Source organism: Sporosarcina siberiensis (assembly GCF_042681925.1).
Classification (GTDB): Bacteria; Bacillota; Bacilli; order Bacillales_A; family Planococcaceae; genus Sporosarcina; species Sporosarcina siberiensis.
Map to the genome: position 1 here is coordinate 253,314 of NZ_JBHUGI010000032.1, position 11,273 is coordinate 264,586.

The 11,273-nt window shown below is 37.4% G+C and carries 9 protein-coding genes; 1 reads left to right on the forward strand and 8 read right to left on the reverse strand.

All coding sequences use genetic code 11. From position 1 onward, the window contains the following. Nucleotides 1-36 precede the first annotated feature (36 nt). From ACFSFY_RS12165 to ACFSFY_RS12200, 8 genes are all read right to left on the reverse strand, one after another. Complete coding sequence (locus ACFSFY_RS12165) at nt 37-777, reverse strand: ABC transporter ATP-binding protein (protein WP_381538384.1); 741 nt, start codon at nt 775-777, stop codon at nt 37-39. Nucleotide 778: 1 nt separating this feature from the next. Then, on the reverse strand, nt 779-2,410 hold the full coding sequence (locus ACFSFY_RS12170; RefSeq protein ID WP_381538386.1) for an ABC transporter permease: 1,632 nt from the start codon (nt 2,408-2,410) through the stop codon (nt 779-781). 67 nt (nt 2,411-2,477) lie between these two features. Further along, the gene (locus tag ACFSFY_RS12175; protein WP_381538388.1) at nt 2,478-3,542 is read right to left on the reverse strand and encodes an extracellular solute-binding protein; all 1,065 of its coding nucleotides are present in this window, start codon (nt 3,540-3,542) and stop codon (nt 2,478-2,480) included. Nucleotides 3,543-3,836: 294 nt separating this feature from the next. Next, nucleotides 3,837-5,837: an oxidoreductase gene (locus ACFSFY_RS12180; RefSeq protein WP_381538391.1), complete on the reverse strand. Its 2,001-nt coding sequence runs from the start codon at nt 5,835-5,837 to the stop codon at nt 3,837-3,839. Between the two features lie 166 nt (nt 5,838-6,003). After that, nucleotides 6,004-7,314, reverse strand: a complete 1,311-nt coding sequence (locus ACFSFY_RS12185; protein ID WP_381538393.1) for a TRAP transporter large permease — start codon at nt 7,312-7,314, stop codon at nt 6,004-6,006. A 12-nt stretch (nt 7,315-7,326) separates the two neighbouring features. Further along, nucleotides 7,327-7,806 carry a TRAP transporter small permease gene (locus ACFSFY_RS12190; protein ID WP_381538395.1) on the reverse strand — a complete coding sequence of 160 codons (480 nt, stop codon included), beginning with the start codon at nt 7,804-7,806 and terminating at the stop codon, nt 7,327-7,329. 70 nt (nt 7,807-7,876) lie between these two features. Next, nucleotides 7,877-8,914, reverse strand: a complete 1,038-nt coding sequence (dctP, locus tag ACFSFY_RS12195) for a TRAP transporter substrate-binding protein DctP (protein ID WP_381538397.1) — start codon at nt 8,912-8,914, stop codon at nt 7,877-7,879. 758 nt (nt 8,915-9,672) lie between these two features. Then, the gene (locus ACFSFY_RS12200; protein ID WP_381538399.1) at nt 9,673-10,548 is read right to left on the reverse strand and encodes a MurR/RpiR family transcriptional regulator; all 876 of its coding nucleotides are present in this window, start codon (nt 10,546-10,548) and stop codon (nt 9,673-9,675) included. Nucleotides 10,549-10,884: 336 nt separating this feature from the next. Here ACFSFY_RS12200 and ACFSFY_RS12205 point away from each other — a divergent pair, with 336 nt between their 5' ends. Next, nucleotides 10,885-11,214, forward strand: coding sequence for a DUF3870 domain-containing protein (locus ACFSFY_RS12205; RefSeq protein ID WP_381538401.1), 330 nt, complete (start codon nt 10,885-10,887; stop codon nt 11,212-11,214). The last annotated feature ends 59 nt before the right edge of the window (nt 11,215-11,273 follow it).

Below are 11,273 nucleotides of genomic sequence, written 5' to 3' on the forward strand. Positions count from 1 at the left end.
CTCTTAAAATGAGATGAAGCTTTTTTAATGGTTTTATCAAACACCTATGAGTTCTTCGTAAGTGATTTCAATCATTCCTGGAATTTCTGTTGGGGATTCTCCCAATAAGTCACAAGGACGTCCAATTCGGTCTATTTTGCCGTCTACAATTTTCACGATGCGGTCCGCGAGTGCATGAGCATCGTTTTGATTATGTGTGACAAAAATAGCAGTAGTTTTTGCTTTTTTTAAGATCCGGCGTAGATCTCCACGAATTTTTACTTGTAAATCCATATCCAAGTTACTGAATGGTTCATCTAGAAGAATGAGTTCAGGTTCCGGAGCCATCGCCCGTGCAAGTGCTACCCGTTGCTGCTGCCCTCCACTTAATTGGTGAGGATAGCGTTTTTCAAATCCAGTAAGTTCAACGAGTTCAAGTACTTCTTCCGCTCGTTTATTTTTGTCTTTCCTACTCATTTTTGAGAGCCCGAATAGAACATTGTCTTTAACACTCATGTGTGGGAAAAGTGCATAGTCTTGGAAAACCATACCGATTCCCCGTTTTTCCGGTTGCAGGAAAGTCTTGTTGCAAAACATCTTCTTGCCGTTTAGAGTAAATGAACCTCCTGCAGGCATTTCAAGTCCTGCAATTAAGCGTAGAAGAGTACTTTTTCCACTTCCACTGCGGCCAAGTACTGAAATAACTTCCCCTTTTTCTACTGTGAAAGAAAAATCATCAACCGTTACTAAGGGAGAATTGGGATAAGAGAACTGTAAATTTTTAATAACCATAAACATATTATTCTGGCTCCTCTCTGAGCAACTTATGGAAAACGAAGATCGCAATCGTGCTCACACCGACTATCAGTAATGAAGCTTGAGATGCTTCCATTATCTTTTCATCACTTGCATATTGGAACGCCTTTGTGGCTAATGTATCGTAATTGAATGGTCGTAAAATTAAAGTTAACGGAATTTCTTTAAGTATATCAACAAACACCAGGATAAATCCACTAATAATAGCGCTCTTCATCATGGGAACATCTACCTTAAAAAATGTCCGAAGGCTTCTTGCTCCCAGCATACGAGATGCATCCCGGAAATCCGTTCCGATTTTATCGAACCCGGATTCAATCGAATTATAACCGATTGCAAAGAATCGGATGATGTAGGCGCTTATAAGCATGAACAGACTAACGCTCAAGACGAGTTCCGAATCCACACCTAAGAATTGATAGACAGGCGCAAAGAACTTATCAAGCGCAATGAAAGTTGTAATAACTGCCACTGCTATAACCGCTCCGGGTATCGAATAACCAAGGACCGTCAATTTCGGCAATACTTTCGCAAATTTGTGATTGACAACTCGACTAAAGTTACCGACAACCAATGAAAACACAATAATAAGGAAAGCACCAAGACCCGCAACGATAACAGAGTTTTTCGTATAGAGTAATACATCCTGCATCGGTACGTCACCCATCGTGAGAATAACCCAGTCAATTAACTGAAGGATTGGGATGAGAAACGCAACACTGAAAATTACAACTGTGTACAGCGTCGCAAATACCGCTTTCCTTCCTTTTAGCTGAACGAGAGGAAGTGGTCTTACTTTTGTCGTTGAATAACTATACTGTTTTCCACCCCGTAGTAGACGTTCAATTATTAGAATAAAAATTACGATTCCCATAAGTGAGGCAGCAAGTTTTATGGATGATTCTAAATCGCCAAGCCCAAACCATGTTTGAAAAATAGCGGTACTAAACGTCTGAATTCCGAAATACTTCACTACCCCGTAATCGTTCAAAACTTCCAACACAACTAAACTCGCCCCGCCAATTATGGATACACGGGAAATCGGAATCACTACTTTAAAGAATATTGTCATTGGACCCTTTCCAAGCGTACGTGCACTTTCAATTAAGGAAGCGGATTGGTGAGAAAGAAAGATTCTCGTAATCATGTATACGTATGGATAGAGAAATAAAGTATAAATGAAAATTGCACCTGGGAGAGTCATAATATCAAAATAGACAGGATTCGGTGTGATATCGAACTGGTTCCGAAGGGTCTTTTGAATGACGCCCGTATAATTAATGATGCCGTGATATGTATAAGCACCAATGAAAGGCGGTATCGATAAAGGAAGAATAAGTGCCCACTTCATAAAATTCCTAAGCGGAAAATTATATTGGGCAATGAGCCAAGCGAGACTGAGTCCAATCGCAATCGTGAACAACGCTGTAAAAAAAACGAGTGTGAGAGACGACTTTATATAGTCTAGAAGCATGAATTCCTTAATATGCGCCCAATTTTCACTTGCTGGCGAGAAAATGCCTAATACAATCGACACATTCGGTAGAAATAGCAAGATGATGATGAGTACCGCAGCAATCGTCCACCCGTTTACATTAGCTAAATGCTTGTTCATGACAAAACCCATCCTTTACCCTTTTCGCAACAACCCCCTTACCGAAACTACGGAAGGGGGTTCGATTTTATTTCCAACCAACCTCGTTAAAAACCATAATCGCTTTCGCGTTGTTTTCTCCGAGAATCGATAATGGGATCTCTTGTTCTTTAAAGTCCCCCCAAGATTTAAGGAGTTCTGAAGGTTCTACATTTTCATTCACAGGGAATTCATAATTCGCAGAAGCAAACTTGCTTTGTGCTTCTTCTCCAGTGAGGAATTCAAGTAATTTAAGTGCGTTTTCCGCGTTTTTAGAATCTTTGATGACTCCGGCTCCACTAATATTTACATGTGTACCCGTTGTTTCTTGGTTAGGAAAGAAAACACCAAGATTCTCTGCTACTTTTACTTCTTCCGGTTCTTGCGAATTAAGCATTTGACCGAAATAATATGAGTTCATAATCGCGACATCACCGATTCCAGCTGCAATTGCTTTCGCTTGGTCACGGTCACCGCCACCAGGATTTTGGGCAAAGTTATTAACGATGCCTTGCGCCCATTCTTTTGCTTTCTCTTCACCATCTATTTCGATGAATGAAGCAAGAAGTGACTGGTTATAGACGCTTTCAGATGATCTAACGAGAACACGGCTCTTCCACTTGTCTTCTGTAAGAGCTTCATAAGTGGAAAGTTCTTCGGGTTTGACCTTATCTTTATTATACACTATAATTCTTGCTCGCTTCGTTAAACCAACCCACATACCTTCATCATCACGTAAGTTTTTAGGTATTTGTTTCGATAATATGTCACTTGACACCGTTTGAAGAAGTCCTTCTTCTTTTGCACGGTACAGTCTTCCAACATCTGCTGTTAGTAATAAATCCGCTTTCGTAGCAGTTCCTTCACGTTTGATTCGTTCGATTAGTACATCTGCTTCGTCTTTGATGACGTTCACTTTTATACCTGTTTCTTCTTCAAACTTCTTATATAATTCTGTATCTACATCATAATGACGGCTTGTATACAAATTCACTTCCGACTTCTCGGATTTCTTAACATCTGTATCCGTGTCGCTTTCCTTTTTAGTTGTACTTCCACAAGCAGCAAGAACAAGCATTATGGCAACAACGATTAAAATCAAACTCTTCTTCATATAGTTCCATCTCCAAACGTTTAATTTTAATTGAAAATGATTCTCAATCCACTCATAATATTATACTCTGATTCAATAGATGTCAATCTAAAATACATGTAGGTATGCAGTTAATTTACAGGTTGAGGGCAGATAATCTGTGTGAAAAAAATCCTATTTATTGAAACTTTCACGGCTACGAGAAATCCATAACAAAAAACACTCTCTTCAGTGAACAGGTTTATCTTTCACTAAAGAGAGTATTCAAGTTTATTTATTCAATTAAATGATCTCTATTGAATAATACATACAGCCTTAAACAACCCTTCCAGCTTGTGATCCCTCTAATATTGCGTTATTCAAACGTCTTGGTGATAGTGCATCCCCAATCAGTTGAATGTTAAGAGTCGGTGCAAGGGATGTCAATTCTTCGTAAAGTGCATTATCCCCTTGTTCATACCCTACAAATACAATATAATCGTACTCTACAAGCGTTTCTTCCGATCCAGACCATATATCTTTAAGAACGGCTTGATCATCTTTAACGATTAGATTTTTATTTGGCTTCAATTTAACTCCCAGTTTTGCCATAAGTTTATACATTACCGCTTTCTGGATTTCATCAAGATCTTCAGAGACAGACCACATTGGTGTCGCAACCTCTACATGGGCAACATCCAGACCCGCGATATGATTTGCGATACTAGTACCTCTGTATCTACCCTCTCGGTCATAGACTAGCACTTTGCTATTAGGTTCAATCGAAATCTTTCCACTTAGAACGTCTATATCAGTTACACTAGTCGTTCCTTTTTGTCCTATTTCAGGCATTGCAGATGTAATTGCGCCCGTTGCAACTATGACCTGATCTGGATTCATAGAAACCAATTTCTCCATATTTACTTCTTCTTGTAAACGAACCTCTACACCTAATCTTTTCAATTCCTTTTCAAGCCATTTTACATGCTCCGCGTAATGTGGCCGACCGTCTACAATAGAAGCAATGTTTACTTTTCCACCAAGACGATCCCCTTTTTCAATTAACAACACCTTATGGCCACGATTCGCTGCAACTCGAGCAGCTTCCATTCCCGCTGGCCCACCGCCTATGACCACAACATGATGGACGTTTTTCGCTTTCCCAATTTCATCCAAGATGTCCAATTCAACTGACGGATTAACAGTACATATCATTGGCATTCCTGAATATATTCTACCTATGCATGACTCGTTACAAGCGATACAAGGGCGAATCTCGGCGAGTTTTCCTTCCTGAGCAAGCTTTGGTAAATCTGGATCCGCTATAATGGCTCTAGTCATTGCTACTAGATCGCAATCTTCATTTTCCAATGCTTCCTCTGCTTGTACAGGATCAAGGATTCGTCCAGCCACCAGCACAGGAACAGAAAGATGTTTTTTCATTCTTCGCGTTAAATGATTATAAGTACCACGTTTAAAGTTGTCTCCCGGCACAAATGCAGTTTGAGAATTGTACGTTGTTCCCGTTCCACCACTGATATTAAAGAAATCAATACATTTCAGTTCATCTAGTTTGATTGCAATTTCAAGCATATCTTCCTGATTCAGACCGGTTTCTTCTTCTTTAGGATCACCAGCCATTCTAAAGCTGATGATAAATCTACTCGAAACGGCTGCTCTAACTGCCTGAAGTACTTCAACGGCAAAACGATTTCGGCCTTCGAAATCTCCTCCGTAACGATCCGTTCGATCATTAATTACTGGGCTCCAAAACTGCTCTATGAGATGCCCACCAAAAGCTGTTATTTCCATACCATCCCAACCACATCTTTCAAGTGTGGCCGCAGCATCAGCGAATGCATCAATAATTGGTTGTATTTCTTCTGTTCGTAAAACATGGGAAATTTCACGGTGAACCGGCTCTGGATGAGCAGATGGAGCCTGAATCGAACGACCACTAATAATCGAGCTCCCTCTCCTACCCATATGAGTCGCTTGTGACATGATTAAAGCCCCATGTGCTTGCACGCGTTTTGCTAAATCGATTAGAAAAGGCTCGTTTCTAGGATCCCATAAACTTACGGAACCGTATGAAGCAGATGATTCCTTATAAACACTTGCAGATCCGAAAGTCATGACTAAGCCCGTTCCACCTTCAGCTTTTCTTTCGTGGTATCTTAAATGACGTTCAGTTAGTAAACCATGATCAAAGCCCACAGCATGAGAAGAGGATACAATACGATTTTTAACCTCTCGTTCACCAATTTTAAGTGGTGAAAATAATTTATCCAACTTAACTTCTTTAGTATTCATAACATGCGTTTGATTTGTGCTCAATACTAGAACCCCCTAAATACTTTTTTAATGTTCGAACAATTTGATCTGTAACTATTCATTTAAATCTTAAGGACGTTCACCTCAGATTATGTAGAGTAAATGAATCTATAAATATACGCTGACAAAGTATAAGCTTTCTTTTTATCTAGCGATTTATGCTAGTAGTTTAATATCCTAGAAGTAAACGTGGTAGAAATAGTGCTACTTCTGGAACAAATGTTGTAATAATTAATGTCGGTATCCAAGCCAAGAAAATCATAACCATAGTTGGCCCAAGCATTTGGTTAATAGGTGTTTTACTCATTCGACTACCAAGATATAACAAAGGAGCTGTAGGTGGTGTCAATAGACCCAGCCCTAAATTCACTCCAATAATTGCTGCGAAATGAATCGGATCTACTCCTAAATTCACAACAAGTGGTAACAAAAGAGGTGTTGCTAGTAATATAGCACTGACGTCATCCATTAACATTCCAATTATTATTAAAAATAGATTGACCAGTAACATGAGTAAGAGCATATTATCCGTTATCGATAGTAATATGTTCGTTAAAGCGTCCGGTACATTTTCCATAATAATAATTCGACTTAGAATCATAATAGCGTACAACATTACCATTATGACCCCAGTAGTTGTTGCTGCATCTACTAGTGCTTTGTATAGACCTTTTCGATCCATTTCTTTATACACCCATAAACCTACTGGTATTGCATAGACTACTGAAATAGCGGCAGCTTCTGTAGGTGTCATAAATCCACCATATATACCACCTAGTACGATAACAGGCATTAATAATCCTGGTATCGCAGAAATACCTTTACTCTTAAATTCCTGAGCCCTTGAAGGTGCAGGCTCATCTGAGAGTTTTGGAATACTAAACATAACTACTTCCTTTTTCCTCATGTAAAAGAAATTGATAATACTAAAGAAAAACATGAGTATTAGTGCAGGTACCACAGTTGCCAAAAAACTGGCTAATACAGACTGATTACCAACCCATGCATATAAGATCATTATCGCACTGGGCGGTATGAGTAATCCCAGAACGGAAGAACTCGTTATTAAAGAAGAAGCAAACCCCTTAGAATATCCATTGTCGACTAGACGAGGAAACATGATACTTCCGATACTCGTTAACGCAGCAGCGGCACTTCCGGACATCGCACCAAATATTGCACAGGCGATTACCGTAACAACGCCCATTCCTCCTCTTGTTTTACCAACGATTACCTGTGTAAAATCTACGATTCTTTCACCAATTCCACCTGTAGACATTACAGTCCCTGCCATAATGAAAAGCGGAATTGCTAGCAAGACCATATTATTTAACTGGCTAAATCCATATGGAATTAAAAAGCTCGGATCGTACCCTAAAGAAAAGATTAAATAGATAACCGTTAAGAGGAATACAAATGGAATTGGGATTCCAATCATTAATGCAATAAGTAAAATGATTATAGCTATATATGCAACCACACTGGAACCCTCCTAATTTTTATACTGGTGTATTATCAAATTAATTTGAGTGTATAAATGAGTAAATGAGTAGAGGGTCATCAATAAAAATCCTAACAATACTGTTCCATGAGGGATATACAAAGGAATCTGCCATCCTGAAGTGGCCCCCCCATTCGAAAAGCTCCAAATCAAGTACTCAGTACTCCAATAAGATATGATCACGCAGACACCGAGTGTAACAACCGTTGTAAACGCCTTTATAATTAATTTAACCTTTTCACTCTTCAGGTAAGAGTCAATCATATTAGCGGAAATATGACTATCCTCATAACTGCCATTGGCAGCTCCTATAAAGTACAATAAAAAAATCGGAAGTAGTAACAACTCTTCTATACCAAACAAGTCTATCTTAAAAACATATCGCAAGAGCACAGTCAAAAACAGACCGATTAGAACAAGAATACTTGATATAACCAAAACAGTTTCTTGGATTTTAACCAACCTTTTCAAAGTCAGACTACCTCCTTCTACTAATTTTGAAAACACTTCATTGTTTACCATTCCTCATGAATAGTTCACTTCACTTATCAAATTGATTCGTTAACTCATCAATAATATCTTCGCCAACACGTTTCTTTAATTTAGGCCATGTCGTTTTGCGGACAAAATCGGCTAGTTCACTAATTTCTTCTTTACTAAACTCGACTACTTCTATTCCTTCATCTCTCATTAAGCTTCTATACTTTTCATCATTACTTTCTGCAGTCTCAAAACTTTTATTCATTAATTCTGTTGCTAATTCTTCCATTATCTTGCGATCGTCTTCGCTAACTTTTTCGAAAAGATCCTTGTTTATTAGAAGTGAGTCTGGGTTAAAGAAATCATTCGTTGCATAAAAGTATTTGATGGCATCGCGATAACCATAGTAATTCAATGAAGCCTCTCCACCAGTCCAACCTTCCGCTGCACCCGTTTGCAATGAAGTGTACAAATCTGCAAAAGGAATTGTTACAGTTCGAAAACCAATGTCTTCGATGGGTTGCTTAAATGCATCGATTGGTGGGACACGAAGCAATAGATCTTTATCTTCATCAAAGTTCATGATATTACTTACTTCTTTTGTTGTTCCAATTCCACCAAATCCATTTGCATGGAAGGCTAAGAGTTGAACATTTTTTTCATTGCTTATTTCTTCTATTTTATTAAAAACGAATGATCCACGTTCATAGGCTTCAACTATCCCATCATAGCCTTCTACCATATATGGTGTGAAAAGCAATTCCAAGCGGTTGTCTAGTTCACTTGGGATACTGATCAAGCCCATCTCTATTGTTCCACGCCCTATTTCTTCATATACCGTAGTATAATCCCCCAGCTGATTCGCAGGATATACTTTAATTTCTATTCTTCCATCTGTCTTTTCTTTAAGCTGTTCCGCAAAATGATACATGGCTTGAGTACTTGGATGGTCATCAGGTGATTGGCCTGCAATCCGAATTTTCAACGGATCCGATCCTGCTGCCTCAGCCTGTGTAGATGTCCCTTTATCTGAATTACAAGCTGCTAATACCATAGACAGTACAATTATTAGAAACATAATCATGTGTTTATTCTTCATCTCATTCATCTCCTTGTCATCTTTTTTATATCGTAATTCTTAACTTCAATTAATTCCCTAGAATTTTCTAAAGCTGTTCGAAGTTTCATTACACAGTCTGTTTACATTTCATAATTGGTTATTGAAAAGTCTTATACAGATTTCCACCGATAGTGATAACGCTTACATAATTCGGTTGTCATTTTAAGTAAACTTAATACTTCAAAGCGATATGAGGACATCGACTTCACTGTCCATACGCGTAAAAGCCCTTGAATGTAAATTCTATTATTCTGTAAAATATCATTTTAAGTTCTTTCTAATCCACTGACTCATAATCCATTTCCATACGATAAATAAAATGGAACCTACTCTTTTACAATTTGCACTTCTTCCATTACCTTGTTCAGTTCTCATTACCCTCCCTTTTCTCCAGATAATACAGAATTGTCTATTTATTAATGACTTCGCAGTAATCTTAACATTCAAATAGTTGTATGTAAACCTTTTTTTTAAGAAAAGGAACAAAAATTCTTTTAATGCCTTTTAAGCGCTATTTCTTGGCACAACATAAAATCCCCTTTCGCAATTTTAGAAATGCGAAAGGGGATTTTATATCAATTATTCCGTTTTTGTCACTCGTGATGCATTTAGTAATCAGGGTTGAATTTTTAAGTAGTCTGGATACTAGAAACCTTACAATGATACGCACCCTCGACCTTTTTCTACTCAGTTTTGATTGAACTATAAACCATAAGTCAATAAGCATTTAACGTATTCTAGTGAACTATTATTTCGTATTCTTTTAATGTTTCAAAGAGTGTTCTAATCCTTTGAATGGATGTTTTAGAATTTCTTTTACCAAGATCAAGAACAATTGCCTCGACTAAAACAATCACTGGAACTATCGTGAAGTGCTTATCACTTGCCTTAACTTTCAAGATTACTTTTGAAAACGATGCAATCGGGCACGACAGATGGTCTGTTATTAAAATAATCGGTACACCTTTTTTATAAGCAAGTGCTGCAGCATCTATTGTACGTTGTGTATACGGAGCAAATCCAAATAGAATCAGAACTTCATTTGGAGTAAACTGTAGGATCCTGTCAATCATAGTTTCACTATCATGACTTAACTGACGGGTATTCGAATAAAATTCTCCCATCAGCATTTCCATATATAATGCAACAGCTTTATAAGGGCGTAATCCAAGTAAATTAATCATTTCTGCGTTCGCTATTAAATCCATTGCTATATTAAAGTTTTCAACTATATATGGGGTAAGCGATTGTTCTATTACGTTAATTGCTTCTTTACCAACGGATGAAAGTGTTTTATATGCCTCGTTTTCATTTTCATTATCATTTCCAAATGACTTTTGTACATTTTCCCATTTATCCGAGTAGTCCAATTGAATGTCATAGAAGTCTTTTTTAAATTTAAAGAAACTGCTGTAACCCAGTTCTTTTATTAAACGCATTACTGTTGTCGTTCCTACATCTGCCTTTTCTGCAAGTTCCTTAACAGTAAGTAATCCGACATCGCGATTGTTTTCTAAAATATATGAACATAATTGTTTCTGCTTGTTTGGCAGCGAATCTTTAATGGCTATAAGAAATTCAACAACATTTTCTTTGCCTAATTCTTTGTCCATGACTCATCCTCCATTCATAATGCTCGCTTATAGTTCAAGTGTAATTGATACAGAAGTGATGAATTCTTTAACATGACACTATTTAAGTTACATACTACAATTGTATAACAAAGAATGGAAGTAGCAAATTAGTCGTAGTAATTTTTTCCATTACATGCACATGTGACTAAAACAAATTTGATGTGTCTGTTTATTTAATCCACATTCAATTCCATATACTTAAGAAATTGCTTATTATTTGTAGAGCATGACCCATTTAAACATCTAATCTTACTATATTCGTATTGTGATGATATACTATTCATACTATTACAGTAATGAATTAGGGGGATTCGTATGGGATCGAACAATTCAATAATATGTACAGGTTATTCAAGATTACCTGATGGAATGGCAGGGAAAAACTTATATGGTGTATTTGGGGTCGGTTTTGAGATAGATCCTCAAACTGATAAAATAATGTACACATCAAGTACGTTTATAACCGATGTGTGCACAGACTTTCTCAATACTATTTTTGAAGGTCACTGTATAGCTGACGGAATAAATGAACAAGTAAAGACATTTGAAAGCAGATATTTTGGTTTAGGCAAAAAAGCGATTTCTATGGCGATAAAAGATGCTTATAACCAATATTTAATTTATGCAAGTACAAAGAGTAGTTGACGGATTGAACATGACCTAGTATAGTAATCAATTAATAGAATATTCTGTTACGCTAGCTT